The sequence below is a fragment of the Streptomyces sp. SPB162 genome (assembly GCF_029504575.1).
In the GTDB taxonomy this organism is placed as follows: domain Bacteria; phylum Actinomycetota; class Actinomycetes; order Streptomycetales; family Streptomycetaceae; genus Actinacidiphila.
Map to the genome: position 1 here is coordinate 4,712,538 of NZ_JAQFII010000001.1, position 25,435 is coordinate 4,737,972.

The window sequence follows — 25,435 nt, forward strand, 5'->3', positions numbered from 1 at the left end:
CATGATGGGACCCATGGCGAGCGACGGGGGACATGGCGTGTCCCCCTACACGTCCGGCCTGCCGGGACCTGTCGCCGGCCGGTACCGGATCACCGGGCGGCTGGGCCGCGGCGGTATGGGCACCGTGTGGCGGGCGACCGACGAGCTGCTGGACCGGCAGGTCGCGGTCAAGGAGCTGCATTTCAACGAGGGCCTGTCCGACGGCGAGCAGCAGCTGTACCGGGACCGCGCGCTGCGCGAGGCCCGCAGCGTGGCGCAGATCCGGCACCCGCACGTGGTGGTCCTGCACGATGTGATCGAGCAGGACGGCCGTCCGTGGATCGTGATGGAGCTGATCGACGGCCACTCGCTCGCCGACGTGTTGGCCAAGGACGGTCCGGTGGAGCCACGCGAGGCGGCCCGGATCGGCGCCGCGGTGGCGGGCGCGCTGCACGCCGCGCACGAACGCGGGGTGCTGCACCGGGACATCAAGCCCGCCAACGTCCTGATCGAGCGGGAGACCGGACGGGTCGTGCTCACCGACTTCGGGATCGCGCGGGTGTCGGGATCGGTGACGCTGACCGAGACCGGGGTGTTCGTCGGTTCGCCCGAGTACACCTCGCCGGAGCGGATGTCGGGGGCGACGGCGGGCCCGGAGTCCGACCTGTGGTCGGTGGGCGTGCTGCTGTGCGCGTCCGTCGACGGGCACTCGCCGTTCCGCCGCGATTCGATCGGCGGCGTGCTGCACGCCGTCGTCTACGACGACATCCGCCCGCCCGCCAGCGCCGGCCCGCTGCTGCCGGTGGTCTCCGCCCTGCTGGAGCGCGACACCGGCCGCCGGATGGGCGCGGTGGCGGCGGAGCTGTGGCTGCGCACGTACGCCGAGACCGGCGAGGCGACCGGGACGGGACACGTCCCGACCGTCATCCGGGACACGGTGATACCGCCGGACCCCGGCCCCGAACCGGCTCAGGACCCGACCCCGCCGCTGACCCCCTCCCCGTTCCCCGTGGGCGCCCCCCGCGAGCGCGGGAAGTCCCGTAGGGGAGTGCTGGTGGGCGCGCTGCTCGCCCTGGTCCTGGGGGCCGGCGTGACCGCCGCCGTGCTGGCGATGAACGGTGACGACGGCAGCGCGGGCACCGCGGCGACGCCGCGACCGTCCTCGTCCTCGCCCGCTCCGTCGGCCGCGCACACCACGCGGACCGCCGCCCCGGTCCCGGCCGGATTCCGGACCGTCACCGACGCGTCGGGCTTCTCGGTGGTGCTCCCCAGCGGCTATGACCGGTCCGTCGATCCGCCGCGGATCTTCTACTACTCGCCCGGCAAGGAGTTCCGGTTCGGCGTCCGCAACGAGGTGCCGGACCCGAACGGCCCGGTGGCGGTGATGACGGCGCAGCACCGCGGGGGCGCGGCCGCGTACAAGGGGTATCGGGACGGCTTCGTCACCGAGACGACGAAGGACGGTGGGCCGGCCGCGCTCTGGGAGTTCACCTGGGACGGCTATCCGGGCGGCGGCGCGCGCCGCACGTTCGACCTGTGCTGGACGGAGAACGGGCGGCAGTACGACATCTGGGTCTCGTCGCCCGTGGAGAAGTCGGAGCAGGGCCGGCGCACCTTCGACACGGCACGGGACACGTTCACCCCGCGCTGAAGCAGCTGAGCAGTCGCTGAGCTGCGCAAATCAAGATCATGCCAGCGATTACTGGCTTAATTGTGCTCGTCAGGTGAAAAGTAGCTACTGATGGGTACCCAGCGGCGCGCATCAGCCGTAATCTCGCCGCTATGACGGACTCGCTCGGCACCACGCGCCCCACCGACGGCAACCCGGCGGCACCCACCACCGCCAGGGGAGCCCAGGACGTCGTCACCCCCGACCTCGTCGCGCGGTTGACGCGCGGCGTCATCGGCAGCGGCCGCACCAGCAACCACACCCCGCTCACCGGCGAGAAGCTCGCCGACCTCCCGGAGGCCACTCCCGACGAGGTCGCCACCGCCTTCGAGCGGGCCCGCGCCGCCCAGAGCGCCTGGGCGGCCACGCCGGTCCGGCAGCGTGCCGCCGTGCTGCTGCGCTTCCACGACCTGGTGCTCAGCCGGCAGAGCGAGGTCCTCGACCTCATCCAACTGGAGACCGGCAAGGCCAGGCTGCACGCCCACGAAGAGGTTCAGGCCGTCGTCATGTCCGCCCGCCACTACGGGCGCCGGGCCCCCGCGTACCTCAAGCCGAAGGGTCACGGCGGCGCCGTCCCCGTCCTGACCAAGGTGGTCGAGCTGCGCCAGCCCGCGCGGCGTCGTCGGTCAGATTGCCCCCTGGAACTACCCCTTCGAGCTGTCGGTCGGCGACGCGCTCCCCGCCTTCGCCGCGGGCAACGCCGTCGTCATGAAGCCCGACACCGAGACCGCGCTGACCGCCCTGTGGGCGCGCGAGCAGCTCATCGAGGCCGGGCTGCCGGCCGACGTGTGGCAGATCGTGATCGGCGAGGGCCCGGTCGTCGGCCCGGCCCTCGTCGAGCACGCCGACTACGTCTCCTTCACCGGCTCCACCCGCACGGGCCGCGAGGTCGCCCAGCGCGCCGCCGCCCGGCTGATCGGCGCCTCCCTCGAACTCGGCGGCAAGAACGCCATGCTCGTGCTGCGCGACGCCGACCTCGACAAGGCCGCCGAAGGCGCCGTACGCGCCTGCTTCGCCTCCGCGGGACAGCTCTGCGTCTCCATCGAGCGGCTCTTCGTCCACGAGTCCGTCGCCGACGCCTTCGTCGAGAAGTTCACCGCCCGCACCAAGGCGCTCAAGCTCGGCACGGCCCTCGCCTTCGGGGCCGGCATGGGATCGCTGGCCGGTGAACGCCAGTTGGAGACCGTCAGCCGGCACGTCGACGAGGCCCGCTCCAAGGGCGCCACCGTCCTCACCGGCGGCCAGGCCCGCCCGGACATCGGCCCCTACGTCTACGAGCCGACGATCCTGGACGGGGTCGAGGCGCCGATGTCGGTCTGCACCGAGGAGACCTTCGGTCCCGTCGTCTCCGTCTACCGCTTCCGTGACGAGGACGAGGCCGTGGAGCGCGCCAACGCGACCCCGTACGGGCTGAACTCCAGTGTCTGGACCAAGGACACCCGCCGCGGCGGACGCATCGCCGCGCGGCTGCGCTCCGGGACCGTCAACGTCAACGAGGGGTACGCCCCCGCGTACGGCAGCGTCCGGGCCCCGATGGGCGGCATGAAGGACTCGGGACTCGGCCGCCGGCACGGATCCGAGGGCATCCTCAAGTTCACCGAGGCGCAGACCGTCGCGACGCAGCGGCTGCTGCCGATGGCGCCGTCGTTGGGCATGGACGACGAGAAGTACGCCGCCCTCATGAGCCGTTCGCTGCGCGCGATGAAGGTGTTCCGGCTGCGCTGATCCAACCAGTACGGCCTGCGTGAGTGACGGCAGCTCGAAGGCAACATCCGCTACGGAGGAACCTGTGTCGCGTGACCTGCCCGGCTACGACTACGACGTCATCGTCATCGGCTCCGGCTTCGGCGGATCGGTGTCCGCCCTGCGCCTGACCGAGAAGGGGTACCGCGTCGGGGTACTCGAAGCCGGGCGCCGGTTCACGCGCGAGACGCTGCCCAAGAACTCCTGGGACGTCCGCAACTTCCTCTGGGCGCCCTCGCTCGGCCTCTACGGCATCCAGCGCATCCACCTGCTGAACAACGTCCTGGTGCTGGCGGGCGCGGGCGTCGGCGGCGGATCGCTGAACTACGCCAACACCCTCTACGTGCCGCCGAAGGCCTTCTTCGAGGACCGCCAGTGGGGCCACATCACCGACTGGCAGGCGGAACTCAAGCCGTACTACGACCAGGCCCAGCGCATGCTCGGCGTCCGGCTCAACCCCACGCTCACCCCCTCGGACGTGCACCTGAAGGCCGCCGCGGAGAAGATGGGCGTCGGGGACACCTTCCACATGGCGCCGGTCGGCGTCTTCTTCGGGGACGGCCAGGACGCCGACGGTGAGGCGAAGGCCGCGCCCGGCGGCGAGGTCGCCGACCCGTACTTCGGCGGCGCCGGACCGTCGCGGCGCGCCTGCACCGAGTGCGGTGAGTGCATGACCGGCTGCCGGCACGGCGCCAAGAACACCCTGAACGAGAACTACCTGCACCTCGCCGAGAAGGCCGGCGCCGTCATCCACCCCATGACGACCGTCGTCGGCCTCTCCGAGGACCCCGCGGGCGGCTACCGCGTCGCGACCGCGCCCACCGACAAGAAGCGCAAGGGCAAGCGGCGGGTGCTGCGCGCCCGGCAGATCGTCGTCGCCGCCGGCACGTACGGCACGCAGACGCTGCTGCACTCCATGCGCGACACGGGTGAGCTGCCCGGCATCTCGGCGAAGCTCGGTGAGCTGACCCGTACCAACTCCGAGGCCCTGGTCGGCGCCCAGACCGACAACCGCCGCTACCGCAAGGCGCACGGCGCGGCCAAGGTCGACTTCACCCGGGGCGTCGCGATCACGTCCTCGATCCACCCCGACGCCAACACCCACATCGAGCCGGTCCGTTACGGCAAGGGCTCCAACTCCATGGGCGCCCTCACGATCCTCCAGGTCCCGCACGGCACCCGTGCCCCCAAGGCGCTCGCCTACGCCGCGGCCTGCGTACGCCACCCGCTGCTCACGTTCCGCTCGCTGTCCAACCGCCGCTGGTCGGAGCGCACCATCATCGGCCTGGTCATGCAGTCGCTGGACAACTCGCTGACCACGTACCGCAAGCCCAAGGGTCTGGGCAAGGGCCTGCTCACCGCCAAGCAGGGCCACGGGGCGCCCAACCCCGTCTACCTTCCCGAGGGCGCCGAGGCCGCGCGGCTCATAGCCGAGGAGATCAACGGCTTCGCGGGCAGCAACGTGGGTGAGTTGATGGGGACGCCGCTGACCGCGCACTTCCTCGGCGGCTGCGCCATCGGCGAGGACGCCGAGCACGGCGTGATCGACCCGTACCACCGGCTCTACGGACACCCGGGCATCCACGTCGTGGACGGTGCCGCCGTCTCCGCCAACCTCGGGGTGAACCCCTCGCTGACGATCACCGCCCAGGCGGAGCGGGCGATGTCCTTCTGGCCCAACAACGGGGACGAGGACGTACGCCCCGCCCAGGGCGAGGCGTACGTGCGCCTGCCGGCGGTGGAGCCGCGGACCCCGGCCGTCCCGGAGAACGCCTTCGCGGCGCTGCGGCTGCCGCTGCTGCCCGTGCCGCCGATCCCGCCGAAGGCGATCTGAGCGGTTCGAGTGATGTGAGCGGTGTTATGACGTATGTCACGCCCGCTGCACTAAAGTTTCGCTGAGCGGTTCTCGCAGGAGTGATCTCGCAGAGCGGCCGGCTCCCAGCGTCCTGGGGGCCGACCGCCTCTTTGGAGTTGCGACCGGGTGGCTGTCCCCTGCCCTCCGGTCACGGAGCGCGGAGCGAGGTCCCACGGCCTGCCGCACGAACGGGCAGGCCTCATCGCTCCGCAGTGGCACCCCGCCCAGCTGCGTCTGGGCGGCATTCTGTCTGTCCACGCGTGGTTGTGGTCGACCGCCCCTGGCTGGCACGGACACCCCTTCCAACGAAAGGGTCCCGGGCCGGTCACGTGCCGTACGGGTGACGCCGCCCGAACGGGGGATCCGCGGGACCGTCCGCCGGGCTGTCCGCCGAGCCGCCGAGCGGACGTCACACGCGGCCGCGGCAGAGCTCCAGCAGGGTCATCGCGAGGGTCGTCCCGGGCCTGCCCAGCTCCTCGCTGAAGTGATGCAGCACCTCCATCTCGCGGGACAGGCTCACCCGCCGGCCGCCCGACGCGATACGGGCCCGCTGGATCTCCGCCGAGACGGCCATCCGCTCGGTGACCAGCGCGATGATCCGCGTGTCGAGATCGTCGATCCGGCCGCGCGCCCCCGTGATGAGGGCCACCGCCTCGTCCGTGCGCGCTCCGGTCTCGGCGGGTGCGGGGGCCGTGGCGGGTGCGGGTGCGGGTGCGGGGGCCGTGACGGGTGCGGAAGCCGTGACGGGTGCGAGGGCCGTGACGGGTGCGGAAGCCGTAACGGGTCCGGAAGCCGTAACGGGTGCGGGAGCCGTGAGGACTGCTGTCGCCGCCGCTGTGGTGTTGCTCATGGCCATGTCTCCTGTGGTGTGACGGGCCCCGCACCGGCTCGGAGACGACAGACGCCCCGGACCGAGAGGTCCGGGGCGCCTGGGGAAGTCGCTTGTCAGTAGCTCAAGCAGCACGACCATGGCAGCCGGACCAGCCGGTGCCATAGGTAAACGCGAAGATCGCGTAGTGCGTGTTCGAGGACATGCGGCCCAGTATGGCCACGGCCACGCCCGGTAGCCAGTCGGCGACCGGATGGTGAGACGGGGGAGCGTCCTCGGAGGAACGGTAGAATCGAGGTCCGACCCCTCGTACATAACGCCGGAAGGCCGCCCGTGGCATCAGCGACCCCAGCCGCCCCCGACCACACCCCGGACGCCGTCCTGGTTGTGGACTTCGGAGCGCAGTACGCCCAGCTCATCGCCCGACGCGTCCGGGAGGCCCGGGTCTACAGCGAGATCGTCCCCAGCACCATGCCGGTGGACGAGATGCTCGCGAAGAACCCGAAGGCGATCATCCTCTCCGGCGGCCCCTCGTCGGTCTACGCCGAGGGCGCCCCGTCGCTGGACAAGGCGATCTTCGAGGCCGGGGTCCCGGTCTTCGGCATGTGCTACGGCTTCCAGCTGATGGCGGTCGCGCTCGGTGGCACCGTCGACGACAACGGTGCCCGTGAGTACGGCCGGACCGCGCTGTCCGTCAGCAAGCCCGGTTCGACGCTCTTCGAGGGCACCCCCACCGAGCAGTCGGTGTGGATGTCACACGGCGACGCGTGCTCGGCGGCGCCCACCGGCTTCGCCGTCACCGCCTCCACCGACGTGGTCCCGGTCGCCGCCTTCGAGGACGACGAGCGCAAGCTGTACGGCGTCCAGTACCACCCCGAGGTGCTGCACTCCACGTACGGCCAGCAGATCCTGGAGCACTTCCTGTACCGCGGCGCGGGCATCGCGCCGGACTGGACGACGACGAACGTCGTCGAGGAGCAGGTCGCGGCGATCCGCGCCCAGGTCGGCACCAAGCGCGCGATCTGCGGGCTCTCGGGCGGCGTGGACTCCTCGGTGGCCGCGGCCATCGTGCAGAAGGCCATCGGCTCCCAGCTGACCTGCGTGTACGTCGACCACGGGCTGCAGCGCAAGGGCGAGTCGGAGCAGGTGGAGAAGGACTTCGTCGCGGCCACCGGCGTCCAGCTGAAGGTCGTCGACGCGGAGGAGCGCTTCCTGACCGCGCTCGCCGGCGTCAGCGACCCGGAGACCAAGCGGAAGATCATCGGCCGCGAGTTCATCCGCGTCTTCGAGCAGGCTCAGGCCGAGCTCGTCGCCGAGGCGGGCGCGGCCGGCGAGGACGTCGCTTTCCTGGTGCAGGGCACCCTGTACCCGGACATCGTCGAGTCCGGCGGCGGCACCGGCACCGCCAACATCAAGTCGCACCACAACGTGGGCGGTCTCCCGGACGACATCGAGTTCGAGCTGATCGAGCCGCTGCGCCAGCTGTTCAAGGACGAGGTCCGGATGGTCGGCCAGGAGCTGGGCCTGCCGGAGGAGATCGTCCAGCGCCAGCCGTTCCCCGGCCCCGGCCTCGGCATCCGCATCGTCGGCGAGGTCACCAAGGAGCGCCTGGACCTGCTGCGCGAGGCGGACTTCATCGCCCGCGAGGAACTGACCGCGGCCGGTCTCGACCGGGAGATCTGGCAGTGCCCGGTCGTCCTGCTCGCCGACGTCCGCTCGGTTGGCGTCCAGGGCGACGGCCGCACGTACGGTCACCCGATCGTGCTGCGCCCGGTCTCCTCGGAGGACGCGATGACCGCCGACTGGTCGCGCCTGCCGTACGACGTCCTCGCCAAGATCTCCACCCGCATCACGAACGAGGTCGCCGACGTCAACCGCGTCGTCCTGGACGTGACGAGCAAGCCCCCGGGCACCATCGAATGGGAGTGACACCCTCCCGGCGCACTTCGTGATCGCCAACGCCGCCGCTCATGACATCGAGCGGCGGCGTTGCCGTTCCCGCTGAGGGCCGCAGCGGTCTGTTCTTCTGGGCTACCGCGCGGTAGCTTCCGCTGCATGGCCGATTTCCTCCCGCAGCCCGCGCAAGGGCGCACGCCGCCGCAGCCGATACCCACCGAGCAGCTGCACTTCGCGCTGCCGCAGACGTTCGCCAGTACCGACGAGGAGCGGCAGCACCGTAAGGAGCGGCTGGTGGCCGCGCTCCGGCTGTTCGGGCGGTTCGGGTTCGAGGAGGGTGTGGCCGGGCACATCACCGCCCGCGACCCGGAGTTCACCGACCACTTCTGGGTCAACCCGTTCGGCATGAGCTTCAAGCTCATCACCGTCAGCGACCTGATCCTGGTCAACCACGCGGGCCAGGTCGTGGAGGGCCGCTACCACGTGAACCAGGCGGCCTTCGCGATCCACTCGCAGGTGCACCAGGCGCGCCCCGACGTGATCGCCGCCGCGCACAGCCACTCGACGTACGGGCGGGCGCTGTCCTCGCTCGGCGAACTGCTGGACCCGATCACCCAGGACGTCTGCGCGTTCTACGAGGACCACGCCCTGTTCGACGACTACACGGGCGTCGTGGTCGACGAGGAGGAGGGCCGCCGCATCGCGGAGGCCCTCGGCCCGCACAAGGCCGTCATCCTGCGCAACCACGGACTGCTGACGGTCGGCGACTCGGTCGACGCGGCGGCCTGGTGGTTCATCACGATGGAGCGCTCCTGCCAGGTCCAGCTGACGGCCCGGGCGGCCGGGAAGCCGGTGCTGATCGACCACGAGAGCGCCGTCCACACCCGTGGCCAGCTCGGCAACGACCTCGTCGCATGGATCAACTATCAGCCGCTCTACCAACAGATCTCCCGCAGCGAGCCCGAACTCTTCAACTGACCGCAGCCGCCCCACGCACTGGCCCGCCGGACCGACGTCCCGGCGGGCCAGTCGTATGTCGCCGCCCGGGGCGCCCTACCGCCCGGGGCGCGGAAGTGATCGGATGAAGGCTTATGCCTATTTGGGCAACGACGCCTGATTCGTGGACGGTTCGCATGATGCGCAGCCGACCCGACGGGCGCGGTCACGCAACGGGGGAAGCAGCGGATGGGCGAGTTCTCGGGGATCGACTCTCGGGCATTGAACGGCATGACCAGTTCGTTCACGACGGACAAGGACCGGCTGCGGGAGAGCGCGACGTGGATCAAGGCCGGCTTCGAGAAGCACGGTCTCGACGCCCAGCCGCTGATCGAGCTGCTGGCCATCTGCGGCTGGCTCGACGACCAGGTGCCGATGCTGACCCGGCGGTTCCATCTGGCCGTGGCGGCGGAACGCCCGTACCCGGGCGCCAAGAACGCTGCCGGTGTGCCGCTGGTGATGATTGACGAGAGCAGGGTCGGCGCGGCGGCCGAGGCGGTGAAGAACGGCAAGGCACTGGGCGAGAACGTCAAGAAGGCGCTGGGTGACGGTGACGCCATCCCCGCCGATCTGATGGCCGCCCTGGACCAGAACGCCGCCGACGGCGACTACGTCAAGGCGTTCTACACGGCGCTCGGCCCCGACAAGCTGGCCCTGCTCTCCAACAAACTGGGCGCCCCCTTCGGCGGCTACTACCACGACCACCCGAAGGAGCAGCGCCACGACCAGGACATCCTGGCGAAGACGCTCGGCACGTTCACCCAGCTCGCCTTCGACGGCCAGAGCGAGAAGGCCAAACAGTCCTCCTGGAACAAATGGCTCGACGGCTTCACCCCGGACTCCCTGCGTCCCGTCAGCCGCCTCGACTTCCTGATGCCCCTGCTCAAGGGCGGCACCCACGACAAGGACTTCCTGGTCACCCTCGGCAACCGGGTCTTCGACAAGAGCCGCAGCCCGGGGGAAACGGAGTTCATGCAGGGCCTGGGCACCACGGGCCCGGCAGGATCAGACCACTACACCCAACTCTTCGACGCCCTCGCCAAAAGCCCCGAAGCCGCAGGCGAATGGTTCGACCAGAACCACGACGCCATCCAGAAGATGATCTACAAGACCAGCGGCCGCGGCTTCCGTCTGAACGAGACGAAAAGCAGGGCCGAATCCTTCTTCAAGGTCGCTCACGTAGCCACCATCGAGTTGCGTACCACGAACGAGACCCTCGCGGAAAAGAACACCGCACGGCTACTCCTGGACAACTACCTGCACACGCAGGGCGCCAAGACGCAGGACAGCCATCCGATCTTCGGGACGGACCGGTTGTATTCGGAGATCATCGCTTCCTACTGGGAAGACCTTCGGTACGGCGTGACTTCTCTGTCTCAAGACGGATTCTGGCCGGACGATCTGGAAGCGAAAGACACGGACCACGGTAAGGACGGTTCTTCGTGGGACGCCGGCAAGTTCGCGGCGAGCCAGGATGCGAATCGCAAGGGGATTGAGGTCTCCCCGGATCTGTGGACAGCGCTCCTCGCGCAGAGCATCCGGGACCCTGTTGCCGCTGGCAGCGTTAGCGCTCTGTTCGATACCTATCACAACCAAGCCGCTGAAAAAATTACGCTAGCGGGAATTGAAGACGGCGGTCATAGCTTTGAAGTGATGAATCTTCAAGTGGGTATCATGGACAACGTGTACACCAAAGCCTTCAATGATGTAGCCGAAAGCCTGGAGGGTGCGTGCGACGCCTGGGCCGAAAAGGTTAATGAGGCCAGGAGCCAGATGATTGATGAAGCCACCGCAATCGGCACTAGCGGAGGGGGTGCCGTAGGGGCGATGGATGCCGCAAGGGGAGTCGGTCAGGATAGGGTGATCGGAATTCTGACGGATTGGTTTAAGGCGAGCGTCTCAGTCAAGCCGAGGAAAGCGCCCAGCAGCTCAGATCAGCCGGATGGCGGCCTGCTGGCGTCCATTAAGGGCGTTGACAACGCCAGGTTGAGATACAATTGGGTGTCCGCGTACAGGGACCGTTCGGGACTTCTTCTGCGGGATGGATTCGATCCGACCTTCGTTAAGAAGGTGACGATCACCTATGATGGAAAACCTCCGAAAGTGTATACAGGTAATCCGGCGGATTACATCAAGAGTCCAGCTCAGGACTTCCGTGCTGCTCTCAAAAAGAATGACTGGCACGCCAACGACGACTTCGTGAAGGCGTTGAGCCCGAGCCAGCGGGCAGCATTCGCCCAATGGGTGGAGGATCCCGCTATCGTTGATACGCTAGGGAGGAGTGGTTCCTTGGCGGAGATTGTGGGACAGAATGTCGTGCCGCGTTAGTATTGCGGACACTGCGGGCTGGCAGATCTGCGGATGGCAGAAATGAATCTGTCTAATTTGAAGAGATCTGTAGTATCTGCCAGGCAATCATGGCGACCTTGGTGTCGCTGCTTCGCATCAGCTGAACTTCCTGTAGATCACCGCCTGTGACCGGTAGCTTCAGAATGCTGCCCGTGCATTTCACTGAAGGTGCGACTCCTCCTGTATGCGCGCTATGGGTTGTTCGATAGACCCCGATTATCCCTGACCCCGCGCACGTCACTTCCAAGGTGTATTGGATTCCGTCAACCAACTGGGGCGTAATCAGGACGCCCGCTCCGGGGAGTGCCGGGCTGCTGCCGTGCGCTCTCTGGGCGCCCTTGGGTGCAGGCGTCAATGCATGCTCAGCGCGTTGGAGGAGCTCCTCCTGGGATTCCTTGGGCGTGGACGGGCTGGGCGCCGCCGTGGGATCCCGATCGTTGTCGGTGCCTGATGTGCAAGCTGCGGCGGAAAGGATGATCGTGGCGCCGAGCAAAGCTGCGATCAACCGCCGCCGGCACAGAATGCTCGGGCGGCGGCTTGTGGGAGAAACGGCGCTCATGTCAGTCCAATGCATTCTTGCGTCGGTCGAGCTGCTGCCACCGCAGGCGGTGGGGCGCCGTGCGGGCGCGAGGGCGGCACGCGTGGGGGCGGCTGGCTTCCGGTTCGAGGGCGGGCCCCCTGGGTGGAGGAACGTTCGACGGTATCGGAGTCGGGGGCCCCGATCGAGGGTGCCTGGGCGCGGTGCGTCGCGCGGCCGTTGCTGACGGTGAGGGAAATCCGGCTGCCGGCCGGTGAGTCGGAACGCTGGGGTGTACGTATCTGTCAGTGAGACAGTCGTCTGAGCAGAATCGTTTTTGGGAGAGGGTGGGGCATCATGCTGCGAACCTGGCGGGAGGCCGCGTCGCGCTATGCGCTCGTGCCGCTGCGGATCTTTCTCGGCGGTGACCTTCGTCTACGCGGCGCTCGACAAGCTCACCAGCTCGACGTTCCTGGACGCTTCCGCGCCGGGGTCGCTGGTCGGCACCTTGCACGCGGTGCGCGACAGTGCGGCGATCCCGGCGATGGTCGATCTCGCGCTCAAGGCGCCGCAGGGCTTCGGCTACGCCATCGCCTTCGGTGAGCTGGCCGTCGGCATCGGCACGCTCGTCGGTCTGTTCGGCAGGATCGCCGCGCTCGGCGGCGCGGCGATCTCGCTCAGCCTGTGGCTGACGGTCAGTTGGGCCACCGACCCGTACTACTACGGCAACGACCTGGTGTACCTGATGGCCTGGCTGCCGCTGATCCTCGCCGGGACCCCGCTGCTGTCCCTCGACGGTCTCATCGCCTCACGCCGCCGGCCCGCCGTCGTTCCGGCGCCCCCGGCGGACCACCCGAGTGACCACCGACGTCACCGCGGCGAAAGCCAGACCGCCCGCCGCTAGGGACACCGTCAGCTGGCGGGAGGGGTCCCAGCCGCCGGCGGCGTCCAGCAGGAACGCCGCCGCGATGCCCAACAGGACCAGTCCCATCACGAGGGACGCGGGCTCGAATCCATGCCGCTTCATCGGACCACCCTCAACTGACCCGCGCCCACCTCGACGTCGAGTTCGATCGTGCCCGTCGACGGGATGCCCGCGTCCGGTGCGAAGACCACCTGGCTGTGCGCGTCCGAGCTGATGTCCACGCCGTGGTTGACCTTGCCCGGCAGCTGCACCTCACCGAAGCCCATCGTGTAGTCGAGCCGCACGGTGGCGTTCCTCGGCAGCCGGATCTCCGCCCGGCCCGCGCCGACCTCCAGCCGGGTCGTGACGGTCCTGCCGCCGAGCGGCAGCGCGGTCAGATCGAGCAGGCCGTGCCCGCTGCCCTGCTCGTAGTCCGCCTGGAGATCGGAGGCGGCCACCGGCCGCCACTGCGTCGTCGCCCAGTCGGTGGACATCGTCTTGGGGACCGCGGCGGCCCCCACCAGCAGCGCGATCGTCAGTACGGCCCAGGTGGCCGTACCGCCCCTGGCCCGGCCGGTCCAGGCGCCGATGAAGAAGGCCAGGCCGAAGACGGCCAGCGCGCACGCCAGCCCGACCTCCAGGGCAGTGCCGAGCGGGTGCCCGTGCCAGGCCGCCGCCGTACCGACCGCCCCGGCCAGCAGCGCCCCGAAGAACGCCAGCACGCCCAGCCAGGACGGCTCCCGCCGGGTCGCGACCTTCCGGGCCCGCCAGGCCTTGCGGTCCTGCTTCTCGTACGGGCCGTCGTCCGGCCCCCACAGGTAACCCGTGGAGCTGCTCACGCCGGCTGAGAAGTCCTTCGTCAGCGGATCGCGCCACCACGACGGGGTCACGGGGCTCGGGGGCGCCTGCGCGGCGGGCGGGGCGTCGGCGGCCGGTCCGGCCGCCACCGCGCTCGCCTCGCCGTCGAGCTGGGCCCGGCGGCGCTGCTGCGACCAGTAGACGGCGCCCACCACGGCGGCCAGCAGCAGGATCGAGAACCCCTGGTCCGTGCCGTTGCCGAGCATCGACGCGTACAGCCCGCAGCCGACCAGCGCCACGAGCACGGCGGTCAGCGCCGTTCCCTCGACCCGGCCCGACAGCAGCCGGTGCGCCTCGCTCTGGTCCTCGCCCTCCTGCGGAATGACCAGCCAGGCCATGCCGTAGACGATGAGACCGATGCCGCCGGTGAGCGCCAGCACGGCGAGCACGATCCGGAAGATCACCGGGTCGAGGTCGAAGTAGCGGCCCGCGCCGTCGCACACGCCCGCGACCACCCGGCGGCGGCTGCGGACGATGCGGCGCCGGGCCGGCGGTTCCGGTGAGTCCGGAAGGTCCGGGGTGGTGGCCTCGGCCTCGAAGGCCGGCCTGCTGTCCTGCGTCATGCCCCCATGGTGGCGGTCCCGGCCGCCGTCCGGCACCGGGCGCAACCCTGGCCGATCCCTGAGCCTCCCCCCAGGGGACCGGCGGACCAGGGGACCGGGGGACCAGGGCCCTGGGGCCCGCCGGACGGGATTCCCGTCAGGGTGACCTCCGGGAGGAACCCTGATGCCCCCGGGCGCCCCGGCGTGTGACGATCGGGGTATGCCAGCCACCACCCCCGCTCCCGCGACGGGCGCGTCGTACCTCAAGCCGCCCGACCCGGCTGATCCGCCGGCGCGCAAGCTCTACCGCAGCTCCGAGGGCCGGATGATCGGCGGAGTGGCGCGCGGGCTCGCCGGGCACCTCGGGCTGCCGGTGTCGTGGGTGCGGGTGGTCTTCGTGGTCCTCGCGACGTTCAACGGCCTCGGCATCCTCCTCTACGCGCTCTTCTGGTTCTTCGTGCCGCTCGGCGTCGGCGGGGTGAGCGAGGCGAAGGAGCCGCGTGACGCCAAGTCCTGGCTGGCCGGACGGCGGCCCGACAAGGGCCAGATCCTCGCGCTCATCGCACTGTTCGTCGGTCTCGGCGTCCTCGTCAGCAACCTGAACCTCGGCGCCGCCAACGCCGCGATCTGGCCGCTGCTCGTCATCGGCCTGGGCGTCGCCCTGGTCTGGCGGCAGGCCGACAACGCCCGCCGCAGCCGCTGGGTCGAGATGAGCCAGGGCAAACGATTCTGGCCGATCGCCCGTGGCGCGGCCGGCGTGCTGCTCGTCGGGGCCGGGGTCACCGGCTTCCTCGTGGTGCGCAGTTCCGGCAGCCACCTCGGCGGCATCCTGCAGGCGGCGCTCGCCGTGCTGGTCGGTGTGGCACTGATCGCCGGACCGTACCTCGTGCGCCTGACCCAGGACCTGTCCGCCGAGCGGCTGATGCGCATCCGGGCCCAGGAGCGTGCCGAAGTCGCCGCGCACGTCCACGACTCCGTGCTGCACACCCTCACCCTCATCCAGCGCAACGCCGAGGACCCGCGCGAGGTGGCCCGCCTCGCCCGCGCCCAGGAACGCGAGCTGCGGGCCTGGCTGTACCGGCCGGAGGGCACCGGCAAGGAGGACGAGCCGACGAACCTCGCCGACGCCGTGCGCCAGGCCGCCGCCGAGGTCGAGGACGCCCACGGGGTGCCCGTCGAGGTCGTCTGCGTCGGTGACTGCCCGCTGGACGACAATCTGGTGGCGCAGATGGCAGCCGCACGCGAGGCAATGGTGAACGCGGCCAAGTACGGTGGCGACGAAGCGGTTCAGGTGTACGCCGAGGTCGAGGAGCGCAAGGTCTTCGTATCCGTCAGGGACCGGGGGCCCGGATTCGACCTCGACCAGGTGCCGGACGACCGCATGGGCGTGCGGCAGTCGATCATCGGCCGCATGCAGCGGAACGGCGGCGAGGCGCGTCTGCGCAGCGCACCGGGCGGGGGCACGGAAGTGGAACTCGAAATGGAGAGGGTGGCGTCATGACTGAGGACCGACGCGTAAGGGTCGTGCTCGTCGACGACCACCGGATGTTCAGGACCGGTGTGCAGGCCGAGATCGGTGAGACCGAACAAACGGGGGTCGAGGTCGTCGGCGAAGCCGCCGACGTGGACCAGGCCGTCACGGTGATCACCGCGACCCGCCCCGAGGTCGTCCTCCTGGACGTGCACCTCCCCGGCGGCGGCGGCGTCGAAGTGCTGCGCCGCTGCGCACCGCTCATGGGCGACGCGGAGCAGCCCGTCCGCTTCCTGGCGTTGTCGGTCTCCGACGCCGCCGACGACGTCATCGGCGTCATCCGGGGCGGCGCGCGCGGCTACGTCACCAAGACCATCACCGGCCCCGACCTGGTCAACTCCATCTTCCGGGTCTCCGACGGCGACGCCGTCTTCTCCCCGCGGCTGGCCGGCTTCGTCCTCGACGCCTTCGCCTCGACGGACGCCCCGCCGGTCGACGAGGACCTGGACCGCCTCACCCAGCGCGAACGCGAGGTGCTGCGGCTCATCGCGCGCGGCTACGCGTACAAGGAGATCGCCAAGCAGCTCTTCATCTCCGTGAAGACCGTGGAGTCCCATGTCTCGGCGGTCCTGAGGAAGCTGCAGCTCTCCAACCGGCACGAGCTCACGAGGTGGGCGACGGCACGGCGCCTGGTCTGAGGCTGCCCCCCGCTGAGGTCACGACGGCCGGCTCGCGCCCGAGAAGGGCATCTGGCTGATCGGGGCGATGCGGATCGGGGCGCCCGGGTGGGGGGCGTGGATCATCTGGCCGTTGCCGATGTAGAGGCCGACGTGGCTGATGCCGGAGTAGAAGAAGACCAGGTCGCCGGGTTGGAGTTGGGACTCGGAGACGCGTTGGCCGACGTTGATCTGGGTGTACGTGGTGCGGGGGAGTGAGACGCCCGCGGCTTTCCAGGCGGCTTGGGTGAGGCCGGAGCAGTCGTAGGAGGACGGTCCGGTGGCGCCCCAGACGTACGGGAGGCCGAGCGCGGTGTAGGCGAAGGCGACGGCCCGGGCGGCGCGGGCCGAGGGGGCGTGGATCTCGCCGGGGGCGATCGGGACGCGCGCGGTGGAGCGGTCCGCGTGTGCGGAGTTCGTCGATCCGGCGCCGTCGGTGCCGCCGGCGCCGGCGGTGCCGCTGTCGTCCACCGCGGCCCGCTGGGTGGCCGTGAGGCGGTCCAGCAGGGCCTGGGCGGCGTGCAGCTTGGTCTCGATGGTGCGCTTGTGCTCCGCGAGCTTCGTCTGGGCGTCGCTGAGGGCGGCGAGTTTGGCGTCGGCCGCCTCGTGCGTCGTGTTGATCTCCCGCTGCTGCTGCCCGAGGGTGCGCAGGATGACTGCCTCGCGGCCGCTCACCTGGTCGACGAGGGCGGCACGTTCGAGGTACGTGTCGGGGGTGGAGTCCAGCGCCAGCTGCATGGCCGGGTCGATGCCTCCTGAGCGGTACTGCGCGGCGGCGATGGCGCCGATCTGGTCGCGGGTCCTGTTGAGCCGGGCGGTCCTGCGCGCCATCTCGTCCTGCAGCTTGCTCACGTCGGCGCGGGCGTTGTCGGCCGCTTCCTTGGCGCCGTTGTACTGCTCGGTGGCCTGTTCCGCCTGTTCGTAAAGAGCGTCGACCTGGCTCTTCACCTCGCCGGGGCTGAGCTGCGGGTCGGCGTGGCCGGTCTCGCCGAAGGCGGTGACCGACGCGGCTCCCGCCATGGCGAGCGTGGCCGCGGTCCGTGCGGTGGTTCCGGTGAGTGAGCGCTGCTTGGGCTTTCTGTGCGACGCCACGCGGCCGTCACTCCTCTTTCGCCTTGGCTGGTACCCGCCTCCTGGGACCTCGATCCGGCGGCGTCCGCACGGGGAAGCGGAACGCCGCCGGACCTTCGGCGGGGGTGGCCGTGCTGTCGTGGTCCGACGGCAGTGGGGTTCGGCCACCTGGAGGAGGACGCTAAACCGGGGAAACGGTGGAGAACGGCGTAGAGCGGGACTGGTCTCAATCGGCCGTTGGGTGTGCGTCGTTGACCGGTGTTCGAGGGGTTACTTGGTCACTTGCGGAAGGGCCCTGATCGATGGGGCGGTTGCTACCGCTCGGGCGTCTCGGGCCTGCTACGAAGCGGGCGGGGCGTCCGGGGCTCGCGCGGCCACAGGGCCGTTCCGACCGCGTAGGCCACGGCGCACACGGCGGCGGCCCGCGACCGCCGGGCCCCAGGAGCTGCCGTCGGAGGGAGCGAACGCCGCGAACAGGACCAGGGCGCTCGCGCCGTACGCGGTCAACGGGATGTGGCGCGAACGCAGCTGGCGCAGGCCCGCCGGGCCCGCGGCGCAGGCGTCGACGATGAGGAGGTAGGTCAGCAGCAGGGCCGCGACGCACGACGCCAGCCAGACGGGCGGCGTGCTGAACGCGGCCAGGACGACGCAGCTGACGGCGAAGACCGTGTTGCGGTGCTGGGACAGCAGCACGGCCTTCCTGGCCGAGTACCGGACCGGGCGCCGGACCAGCGGCGGAGCCGCCCACCAGGCCAACGCGACGGCGGCGAGCGGCGGCAGCACGTGGCCCGGGGTGGGGGAAGCGGTGACGGCCGGATCGCAGGCCGCGAGGGCGAGGGCGATCCCGAGGCCGCGCACCGGCCAGACCGGGACCCGCGGGAGGGACGTGGCAGTGGTCTGTGTCGACGTGGCCGTGGTCTGCGTCATCGGGTCCTGCCCTGGATTCGGGTGCGGAGCAGCGGCGCGAGGGCCAGGTCGAGGCTCTTGCCCGCCGACTGTGCGACGACCGGGATCCCGCGTTCCCGCAGCGCGAACCGCATCGCCGCCCGGTCGGCGAGCCAGAGCCGCCGGGCGAGGTGCCCGACGGTGTCGCCGGGCGCGATGTACGGGGCGCCGGTCGGGATCTCGATGACGACCAGCGGGTTGCCGCGTTGCGCCAGATCGCCCAGCACCTCCAGGATCCGCTCGTCGGCGAGCTGGGTGATCGCGTAGACCAGGGCGCCGCGGGGCAGCGCGGGCGGCGGCAGCCGCCGGAGGGCGGGGACGTTGTAGCCGAGGTCCTTGCGGACCTCCAGCACGCTCTCGACGATGCGGTAGAAGTAGCCCCCGCCGGAGCCCGGTTGCAGCCAGCGCAGCGTGCCGCCGATCGACACCAGGCCGACCCGGTCGTGGCTGCGCAGATAGGCGCGGGTGAGGCCGGCCGCGGCGCGCACCGTCTCGTCGAGCCCCGAAGCCCCGGTCGCGGGGTCGATGAAGTCGACGAGCGCGTCGACCAGCACGACTGTGTCGGCGGTGCGTTCCGCGGCGAACTGGTTGATCTGGATGCTGCCGCGCCGGGTGGTCGAGGGCCAGTGGATGCGGCGCTGCCGTTCGCCCCAGATGTGCGGGCGCACCCCGACGACCTCGATGCCGTCGCCGTTCTGCCGGGCCGTGTGCTCCCCGATGCGGTCCGGCAGCCGGACCGGGATGGGCGTGAGGGAGGCCTGTGTGGGCACGGGGAAGACCTGGATCTCACCGAGTTCGGCCCGCACGGTGCGGCGCGCGAGGCCGCCGGTGTCGTAGAGGTCCACGTCGACGGTGCCCAGGCTCCAGCGGCCCCAGCGGCGGGCGGTGAGGGCGAGTTCGACGACCGGGCCGGTCACGGGTGAGCGAGGTCAGCTCGATGCCCGGTCCGAGGGTGATACCGGGGTCGAGCCAGCCCGCGGCGCCGTCGAAGTCGAGCCGGACGCGGACGACGATGTCCTCGTTCTCGAAGCAGCGGTCGGGTCCGGTCTCCACGGCGGCGGTCAGCCGGGTCGGACGGCCTTCCGCCGTCCCCCTCGTCGCCGCTCCCGGGCCGGCCAGCACGAGCAGGACGACCGGGCCGCACGCCAGTGCCAGCAGCCACGCGTGGCCGGTGAGCAGCGCGGCGGCTGCCGCGACGGCGGCCACCGTGAGCAGTCGCAGGGCGCGCTCGCCGACCCGCCAGCCGGGCGGCGGCGGGGCCGGCGGCTCGGCCGGTTCGGCGGCCTCGTCGGAGGTGGCGTCGGGCGGGCCGCCCAGCGCCCGCGCGATGTGCGCGGGGACGGCGGCCGGCCGGGCGACGGGCCGGCCCGCCGGCTGTCGGCCCGCGGTCACGGCCGCGCTGCCGGCCGCCGGAACGCGCTGTGCGTGCCGTCGGAGGCCCCGCCGTCGGCGCGCTTGTCGGCGGGCAGGGTCTGCGGCGCCGCCACCGACCGCGCGACTTCGGCGATGACGTCGTCGGCGTTGATCTGCCGCACCCACAACTCGGGCCGCAGCGTGACGCGGTGCGCGAGGGCGGGCACGACCAGGGCCTTCACGTCCTCGGGGGTGACGTAGTCGCGGCCGTCGAGTACCGCGCGGGCGCGGGCCAGCTGCACCAGCGCGAGACCGCCGCGCGGTGAGGCGCCGACCTGGATCTGCGGATGGGCGCGGGTCGCGCCGATGAGGGCGACGACGTACGCGATCAGATCGTCGTCGACCTCGACGCTCTCCAGGCTGGCCCGCATGGCGAGCACCTCGGCGGGCGTGCTGAGGGTGTCCAGCACGGCCTCGGGGGTGGCCCGGTCGAGGCGGGTGCGGAGCATCGACGCCTCGTCCGCGGGCGGGAGGTAGCCCATCCTGACGCGCAGCAGGAAGCGGTCCAGTTGGGCCTCGGGCAGGCTGTACGTGCCCTCGTACTCGATGGGGTTGGCGGTCGCGATGACGACGAACGGTTCGGGCAGCCGCCGGGTGACGCCGTCGACCGAGACCTGCGCCTCGGCCATCGCCTCCAGCAGCGCCGCCTGGGTTTTGGGGGGTGTGCGGTTGATCTCGTCGGCGAGCAGCAGGTGCGTGAAGAGCGGGCCGGGCCGGAAGACCATCTCGCCGCTGCGCTGGTCGTAGAAGGGCGCGCCCGACACGTCGGAGGGGAGGAGGTCGGGGGTGAACTGGATCCGGCGGAAGTCGAGTCCGAGCGCGGTGGCGAAGGAGCGGGCGAGCAGCGTCTTGCCGAGTCCCGGCAGGTCCTCGATGAGGATGTGGCCGCCGGCGAGGACACCCAGCATGACCAGTTCGAGGGAGTCGGGCTTGCCGACCACGGCGCGTTCGATCTCGCCGAGCACCCGGCGGGCACGCGCGCCGGCCTCGCGCGGGGTCAGGGACGGGGTTCCGGTGCCGGCGGCAGGAGCGACGGACCCGGCGCCGGCGGGATGGGTGTCGGCGGGCTGGGCGGGGAGTTGGGCGGCGGGGGGCTGAGCGGCGGTGGGTTGAGCAGTGGGCTGGGCCGGCTGAATGGTCGTCACGGTGCTCCTGGGAGGACGTTCGGCGGTTCAGTGGTTCCGATGGCGCGCGGTCCCCGTTACAGCTCGTCGAGGCGGTCGACGACGGCCCGCAGGACCTGCGGCGGAATGGTGCCCTGAGGGGCGGGATGACGGGGATCGATCCAGGGCCACAGCTCGGGGCCGACCACGACGGCGGCCCGTTCGGGCTGGGCGAGCAGCGAGATCCCGTGCCGTTCGGCGAGCCGGGCCGCGTACAGCCGCTGGATGCCGGGTCGCAGGGTGGCGGTGTAGCCGTTCTCGGCGGACATCCCCTGCGCCACCGCGCGGCCCCAGTCGCCCAGCCGGGGCGTCCTGCTGCCCAGCAGCCGGACCGGTTTGCGGTAGCCCTGGTCCTGGGAGTCGAAGCCGGTCGCGTAGCGGGCGGTGAGCAGGGCGACGGCCGTGAGGAGCACCGCGCCGGTGCCCGCGGCGGCGACCCCGCCGGCCAGGGCGAGGGCGGCCTCGGTGCCGGCCGCGAACGCGCCGAGCACCAGCAGTGTGTGGCGCGTGGAGCCGGGGGTCACCGGTCGCCCGCCGGGGCGCCTGCCGCAGTGCGGTCCGCGGCCGCGGCGGCCTGCTCCGCGGCGGCCAGTTGGGCCGCGATCGTGTCGAGGGCGGCGCCGGCCCGGCGCAGATGGCCGTCGTCCATCGGGTGGCTGGAGTAGCGCGCCTCCCGGAACAGCCGGGTCAGCTCCCCTGCCGCGGTCCCGGTCAGCGTTCCGCCGGCCACCGCGCGGAGCAGCAGGTCCGTCGGGCTGTCCGACGCGAGCCGGGCGATCCCGGACCGGCCGAGGGTGGTCTCCATCGCCGCGTAGCAGGCGATCACGGCGGCGCGCGCGTCCTCGCCGTGCAGGGCCCGTCGGCCGGAGTCGACGGCGCCGGCGAGCGCGCTCTCGGCCGGGTCGGGGCTGCCGGGGATCAGTCGGAGGCCGGGTCCGGCCTCGCGCGCCAGGTACCAGCGCAGCCAGCGGACGAGCGCGACGACGATGACGACCGCGGCCAGTACCGCGCCGACGACGAGCAGCAGATGGAACAGGTCGAAGGACGATCCGGTCGTCGCCCGTCCCGTGGAGGCCGAGGGCACCGGCGGCTGCTCGGTGACGGGCGGCCCGCTCGGCGCCGCGGTGGGGGACGGATCGTTCCGCGGATCGGCGCCGCTCGGATCGCTCCGATGGCTGAGCAGCACGGCGACCGGCACCAGCGCGGTGGCAGCGGTCAGCAGCGGAAGCGCCGCGTCCCTGAGCCGTTCGGCCAGCGGGTCGGGGCTGTCGACGTGCTGCACGGCCCGGCGGTAGCGCGCGGCGAGCAGCGCGCCGCCCACCACGCACGCCAGGGCCAGCAGTAGGAGGTAACCGCCGTGGTACGAGAGCGGGCCCGATCCCTCCTGCCCGTCGAACACCGATCGGCCGCCACCCGCTCGCAGCGCTCCGGCCGCGAGGACGAGACCGCCCACCACGGCGGTCGTGAGCAGGAGGACCGGCCGACCGGGGATTCGGGCCAAGGTGTCAGGCGAGACGCACGGCGCCGGCGAACGGCATCCAGCTCATCTTGCCGACCTCGACGACGGCACCTGTGTGCGGGGCGTGCACGATCTCGCCGTTGCCCAGGTAGATGGCCACGTGGCTGATGCCGGAGTAGAAGAACACCAGGTCACCGGGGCGCAGCTCGGACTGCGAGACGCGCTGGCCGTCGTTGATCTGGGTGTACGTGGTGCGGCTGATGCTGATGCCGGCCGAGCGGTACGCGGCCTGGGTGAGGCCCGAGCAGTCGTACGCGTTCGGGCCGGTGGCGCCGGAGACGTACGGCTTGCCGCGCTGGGCGAGGGCGAAGTTGATGGCCTGCGCGGCGCGGCCGCTGGCGGGGCCGTTGTACGTGTAGGACGCGCTGTTGCCGCTGCCGGACTGCTGGGTGTCCAGCTGCTTGACCTTCTTCTGCTCCTCGGCGGTGAGGCTGCTGAGCAGTTTCTGCGCGTCCGCGAGCTTGGCCGAGGCGTTCTTCTTCTCGGCGGCCAGCTTGGTCTGCGCGGCGGCGAGGTCGGCGACACTGGCGGCGGCCTTGGTGCGCTCGGTCGTCGCGGCCAGCTGCTGGGTGCGGAATTCCTTGATGGCCTCTTCCTGCGTGGCCGACACACGGTCCACGAGGTGGGACTGCTCGAGGAACTTCTCCGGGTTGTCGGAGAGCAGCAGGGCGGTGGTCTGGTCGACGCCGCCTTCGCGGTACTGGGCGGCGGCGAACTGGCCCAGGGTCTCGCGAGCCTCGTTCAGCTTCTGCGTCTTCTTCGCGACCTCGGCCAGCGCAAGATCGGCCTTCGCGCGCTGCTGGTCGGTCTTCTCCTTCGCCGCGTTGGCGTGCTCCGTGGCGACTTCGGCCTTTTCGCGAAGGTCGTCGATCTGCGCCTTGACCTCCGTGATGGAGGGCTTCGCGGGCGCGGCGCTCGCGGACTCGCTCAGCAGAGTCACAGTGGCCAGCGCCACCGTCGTCAGGCCCACCATGGCGCGGGGGCCGGTGGAGGCAAGTATTCGGGGGCGCGGTTTGCGGTGCGACGCCAAGGCAGACAATCCTTCCGTGGACCGCTTACCGGGTTAGCTGACGGGTTCGGGCTGTGGAAGGCTGCCCTACGGTGCTGGCGTCCGTTGTGCGGACGTTCGCCCCGATTCACCCCAAGTCTTGCGTGTGGGTCCCCGGTTCCGACCTCGTGGCCGGATTCAGCGGAGGCAGCTCGCCGTCGGCACGGCGCCGGCTTGGGAACGATCTGCCTAGCGGGTCACCGTAGCCAACTAGGGCGACTCTTGGGAAGTTTCCTTCGGAAGGTGAGCGAAATCGCTTCGGTACCTTACCTATTGTGACCGCCGACCCGGTGTCGGGCCGACGGTCCGCTTGACCGAGGGCCCGACGATCCCACCGATACGGGGAGAACGGATCATTCAGGACGAGAGCGTCAGGACGGGCGTGAGGCGCCATAAAAGGGCATCTGGGTGATCGGGGCGATCTTGACCACGGTGCCGGTGTGCGGAGCGTGGATCATGTTGCCGTCGCCTATGTAGAGGCCGACATGGCTGATGTCGTCGTAGAAGAAGATCAGGTCGCCGGGGCGCAGGTCTGACATCGCGACGCGGTCGCCCGTCTTCACCTGGTCCCACGTGGTGCGCGGCAGGGTGACGCCGGCCGCGTCCCAGGCCGCCTGGGTGAGCCCCGAGCAGTCGAACGAGTTCGGACCCGTCGCACCCCACACGTAGGGCTTGCCGAGCTGCTTGCGGGCGAAGGCGATGGCCTTCTCCGCCGCGGACGAGCTGGTGCTCGAACCGGATCCCCCGGTCCCGGTCCCGGTCCCGGTCCCGGTCCCCGAGCCCGCCCCGGTCTTCGCCTTCTCCTTGGCGGCGGCTTCCCTTGTGGCCTTCTCCTTGGCGGCGATCGCCGCGGCACGCTTGCGGTCGTCCTCCGCCTTCTTGGCCGCCGCTGCCGCCAGCCGCGCCTTCTCCTGCTCGGTGAGGGTGTTGAGGAGCTGCTGCGCCGCCGTCAGCTTCTCCTTGACGGTCTGCTTCTCCGTCTCCAGCTTCGTCCGTGACGCGTTCAGCGCGTCGAGGCCCTTCACCGCCTCGCTGCGCTTCGTCGTCGTCGTGGCCTGCTGGACACGGAAGTTCTCGACGGCTTCCTTCTGGTTGCTCGTCATCCGCTTCATCTGGTGCGTCTGGTCGAAGAACTCCTGCGGCGTGTCGGACAGCAGGAAGGTGCTCGTCGCGTCGACGCCGCCGCTGCGGTACTGGGCGGCCGCGTACTGGCCCAGGACGCGCCGCGCGTCGTTGAGCGACGCGGTCCGCTGCGCGACCTGGTTCAGCAGCGACTCGACCTTGGAGCTCTGCAGGTCGGCCTGCTCCTTCGCGCCGTTGTAGCGCTCGGTGGCGACCTCGGCGTCGTGGTTGAGCGCGTCGACCTTCGCCTGGACCTCTTCTATGGAGGGCGGCTGCGGCTGCATGGGCGCCGCGCTCGCGGTCTCGCCGAGCAGGGTGACGGTGGCCAGAGCCGCGGCCGTGAGGCCGACGGCCGCGCGGGGGCCGGCCGTGGTGAGCAGCCCCGCACGTATGCCGGGGCGGGGTTTGCGATGCGACGCCAAGGCAGGAAGCCCTTCCGTGAACCGCTTACCGGGTTAGCTGTCGGGTTCGGGCTGTCGGAAGGTCGCCCTACGGTCCTTGCGGGACGTCCCTCGTGGGATATCCCGTGCGGACCGATTCACCCCAGTGGTGCTCGTGGGTCCCCGGCTGCGGCCTCGCGGCCGCACTCAGCGGAGACGGTCCGTGACGGCGTGTTGCCGAAGGGGAGGACGGACCGTCTGGTCCGGCACGGTAGCCAACTCTCCTGTCCTGTGGGAAGAGCGGTGTCCGATAGGCCCGAAACCATTTCGTGATGTGCGCGCAAAGACCGGATGCGACAGCGGAGAGTGACGAAACTGTCGGAGTCGGTCAAGCGCGGTCCCCGCCCGTGGCGGACTCTCGCCAGCCGAGTACGAGGTGTCAGTGGGGGC

Annotated in this window: 18 protein-coding genes, 2 pseudogenes and 2 riboswitches; of the genes and pseudogenes, 9 read left to right on the forward strand and 11 right to left on the reverse strand. The window is 70.9% G+C overall.

The window, feature by feature from the left end:
- The first annotated feature begins 13 nt into the window (after positions 1-13).
- The 3 genes and pseudogenes from M2266_RS21695 to M2266_RS21705 all read left to right on the forward strand — a co-directional run bounded on the left by M2266_RS21695 (position 14) and on the right by M2266_RS21705 (position 5,225).
- Complete coding sequence (locus tag M2266_RS21695) at positions 14-1,630, forward strand: serine/threonine-protein kinase (protein WP_277439671.1); 1,617 nt, start codon at positions 14-16, stop codon at positions 1,628-1,630.
- A 131-nt stretch (positions 1,631-1,761) separates the two neighbouring features.
- Positions 1,762-3,373, forward strand: a pseudogene (locus M2266_RS21700) (succinic semialdehyde dehydrogenase).
- A gap of 64 nt (positions 3,374-3,437) precedes the next feature.
- Positions 3,438-5,225 (forward strand): GMC family oxidoreductase, encoded by a 1,788-nt coding sequence (locus M2266_RS21705; RefSeq protein WP_277439672.1) that lies wholly within the window; start codon positions 3,438-3,440, stop codon positions 5,223-5,225.
- Between the two features lie 430 nt (positions 5,226-5,655).
- Here M2266_RS21705 and M2266_RS21710 read toward each other — a convergent pair whose 3' ends face one another.
- The gene (locus M2266_RS21710) at positions 5,656-6,096 is read right to left on the reverse strand and encodes a chorismate mutase (RefSeq protein ID WP_277439673.1); all 441 of its coding nucleotides are present in this window, start codon (positions 6,094-6,096) and stop codon (positions 5,656-5,658) included.
- 312 nt (positions 6,097-6,408) lie between these two features.
- On the opposite strand from M2266_RS21710, the gene guaA reads away from it, so the two are divergent.
- The 4 genes and pseudogenes from guaA (at position 6,409) to M2266_RS21730 (ending at position 12,737) form a co-directional block, all read left to right on the forward strand.
- Positions 6,409-8,004 (forward strand): glutamine-hydrolyzing GMP synthase, encoded by a 1,596-nt coding sequence (gene guaA, locus M2266_RS21715; RefSeq protein ID WP_277439674.1) that lies wholly within the window; start codon positions 6,409-6,411, stop codon positions 8,002-8,004.
- A 126-nt stretch (positions 8,005-8,130) separates the two neighbouring features.
- Positions 8,131-8,949: a class II aldolase/adducin family protein gene (locus tag M2266_RS21720; protein WP_277439675.1), complete on the forward strand. Its 819-nt coding sequence runs from the start codon at positions 8,131-8,133 to the stop codon at positions 8,947-8,949.
- Positions 8,950-9,156: 207 nt separating this feature from the next.
- Positions 9,157-11,295, forward strand: a complete 2,139-nt coding sequence (locus M2266_RS21725) for a hypothetical protein (RefSeq protein ID WP_277439676.1) — start codon at positions 9,157-9,159, stop codon at positions 11,293-11,295.
- 895 nt (positions 11,296-12,190) lie between these two features.
- A pseudogene (locus M2266_RS21730) lies at positions 12,191-12,737 on the forward strand (DoxX family protein).
- Between the two features lie 119 nt (positions 12,738-12,856).
- Here M2266_RS21730 and M2266_RS21735 read toward each other — a convergent pair.
- The gene (locus M2266_RS21735) at positions 12,857-14,158 is read right to left on the reverse strand and encodes a PspC domain-containing protein (protein ID WP_277439677.1); all 1,302 of its coding nucleotides are present in this window, start codon (positions 14,156-14,158) and stop codon (positions 12,857-12,859) included.
- A 199-nt stretch (positions 14,159-14,357) separates the two neighbouring features.
- On the opposite strand from M2266_RS21735, the gene M2266_RS21740 reads away from it, so the two are divergent.
- Both M2266_RS21740 and M2266_RS21745 read left to right on the forward strand, forming a co-directional pair.
- The gene (locus M2266_RS21740; protein WP_277439678.1) at positions 14,358-15,638 is read left to right on the forward strand and encodes an ATP-binding protein; all 1,281 of its coding nucleotides are present in this window, start codon (positions 14,358-14,360) and stop codon (positions 15,636-15,638) included.
- On the forward strand, positions 15,635-16,306 hold the full coding sequence (locus tag M2266_RS21745; RefSeq protein WP_277439679.1) for a response regulator transcription factor: 672 nt from the start codon (positions 15,635-15,637) through the stop codon (positions 16,304-16,306). Before M2266_RS21740 ends, M2266_RS21745 begins: the two co-directional genes overlap by 4 nt.
- Positions 16,307-16,324: 18 nt before the next feature.
- Here the strand turns inward: M2266_RS21745 and M2266_RS21750 are convergent, their stop codons facing one another.
- From M2266_RS21750 to M2266_RS21790, 9 genes are all read right to left on the reverse strand, one after another.
- Positions 16,325-17,416 (reverse strand): C40 family peptidase, encoded by a 1,092-nt coding sequence (locus tag M2266_RS21750; RefSeq protein WP_277439680.1) that lies wholly within the window; start codon positions 17,414-17,416, stop codon positions 16,325-16,327.
- A 318-nt stretch (positions 17,417-17,734) separates the two neighbouring features.
- On the reverse strand, positions 17,735-18,322 hold the full coding sequence (locus tag M2266_RS21755) for a hypothetical protein (RefSeq protein WP_277439681.1): 588 nt from the start codon (positions 18,320-18,322) through the stop codon (positions 17,735-17,737).
- On the reverse strand, positions 18,319-19,185 hold the full coding sequence (locus tag M2266_RS21760) for a DUF58 domain-containing protein (protein WP_346780951.1): 867 nt from the start codon (positions 19,183-19,185) through the stop codon (positions 18,319-18,321). Before M2266_RS21760 ends, M2266_RS21755 begins: the two co-directional genes overlap by 4 nt.
- Entirely contained in the window at positions 19,127-19,732 is a 606-nt protein-coding gene (locus M2266_RS21765) for a hypothetical protein (protein ID WP_277439682.1), read from the reverse strand. Before M2266_RS21765 ends, M2266_RS21760 begins: the two co-directional genes overlap by 59 nt.
- On the reverse strand, positions 19,729-20,754 hold the full coding sequence (locus M2266_RS21770; RefSeq protein ID WP_277441294.1) for a MoxR family ATPase: 1,026 nt from the start codon (positions 20,752-20,754) through the stop codon (positions 19,729-19,731). The genes M2266_RS21765 and M2266_RS21770 overlap by 4 nt, the downstream gene beginning before the upstream one ends.
- A gap of 200 nt (positions 20,755-20,954) precedes the next feature.
- Positions 20,955-21,440, reverse strand: a complete 486-nt coding sequence (locus M2266_RS21775; protein ID WP_277439683.1) for a hypothetical protein — start codon at positions 21,438-21,440, stop codon at positions 20,955-20,957.
- The gene (locus M2266_RS21780) at positions 21,437-22,417 is read right to left on the reverse strand and encodes a DUF4129 domain-containing protein (RefSeq protein ID WP_277439684.1); all 981 of its coding nucleotides are present in this window, start codon (positions 22,415-22,417) and stop codon (positions 21,437-21,439) included. The genes M2266_RS21775 and M2266_RS21780 overlap by 4 nt, the downstream gene beginning before the upstream one ends.
- Positions 22,418-22,421: 4 nt before the next feature.
- Positions 22,422-23,465, reverse strand: coding sequence for an NlpC/P60 family protein (locus tag M2266_RS21785; protein ID WP_277439685.1), 1,044 nt, complete (start codon positions 23,463-23,465; stop codon positions 22,422-22,424).
- A gap of 6 nt (positions 23,466-23,471) precedes the next feature.
- A riboswitch (cyclic di-AMP (ydaO/yuaA leader) is annotated at positions 23,472-23,637 on the reverse strand.
- 217 nt (positions 23,638-23,854) lie between these two features.
- Positions 23,855-25,027 (reverse strand): C40 family peptidase, encoded by a 1,173-nt coding sequence (locus tag M2266_RS21790; protein WP_277439686.1) that lies wholly within the window; start codon positions 25,025-25,027, stop codon positions 23,855-23,857.
- Positions 25,028-25,033: 6 nt separating this feature from the next.
- Positions 25,034-25,208, reverse strand: a riboswitch (cyclic di-AMP (ydaO/yuaA leader).
- Between the last annotated feature and the right edge of the window lie 227 nt (positions 25,209-25,435).

What these genes read in the sequence shown, in the direction of transcription:
- M2266_RS21720 (WP_277439675.1), top strand. Translation starts at nt 8,131, where the DNA reads ATGGCCGATTTCCTCCCGCAGCCCGCGCAAGGGCGCACGCCGCCGCAG.
- M2266_RS21710 (WP_277439673.1), bottom strand. Translation starts at nt 6,096, where the DNA reads ATGAGCAACACCACAGCGGCGGCGACAGCAGTCCTCACGGCTCCCGCA.
- M2266_RS21735 (WP_277439677.1), bottom strand. Translation starts at nt 14,158, where the DNA reads ATGACGCAGGACAGCAGGCCGGCCTTCGAGGCCGAGGCCACCACCCCG.
- M2266_RS21755 (WP_277439681.1), bottom strand. Translation starts at nt 18,322, where the DNA reads ATGACGCAGACCACGGCCACGTCGACACAGACCACTGCCACGTCCCTC.
- M2266_RS21740 (WP_277439678.1), top strand. Translation starts at nt 14,358, where the DNA reads ATGCCAGCCACCACCCCCGCTCCCGCGACGGGCGCGTCGTACCTCAAG.
- M2266_RS21725 (WP_277439676.1), top strand. Translation starts at nt 9,157, where the DNA reads ATGGGCGAGTTCTCGGGGATCGACTCTCGGGCATTGAACGGCATGACC.
- M2266_RS21695 (WP_277439671.1), top strand. Translation starts at nt 14, where the DNA reads ATGGCGAGCGACGGGGGACATGGCGTGTCCCCCTACACGTCCGGCCTG.
- M2266_RS21745 (WP_277439679.1), top strand. Translation starts at nt 15,635, where the DNA reads ATGACTGAGGACCGACGCGTAAGGGTCGTGCTCGTCGACGACCACCGG.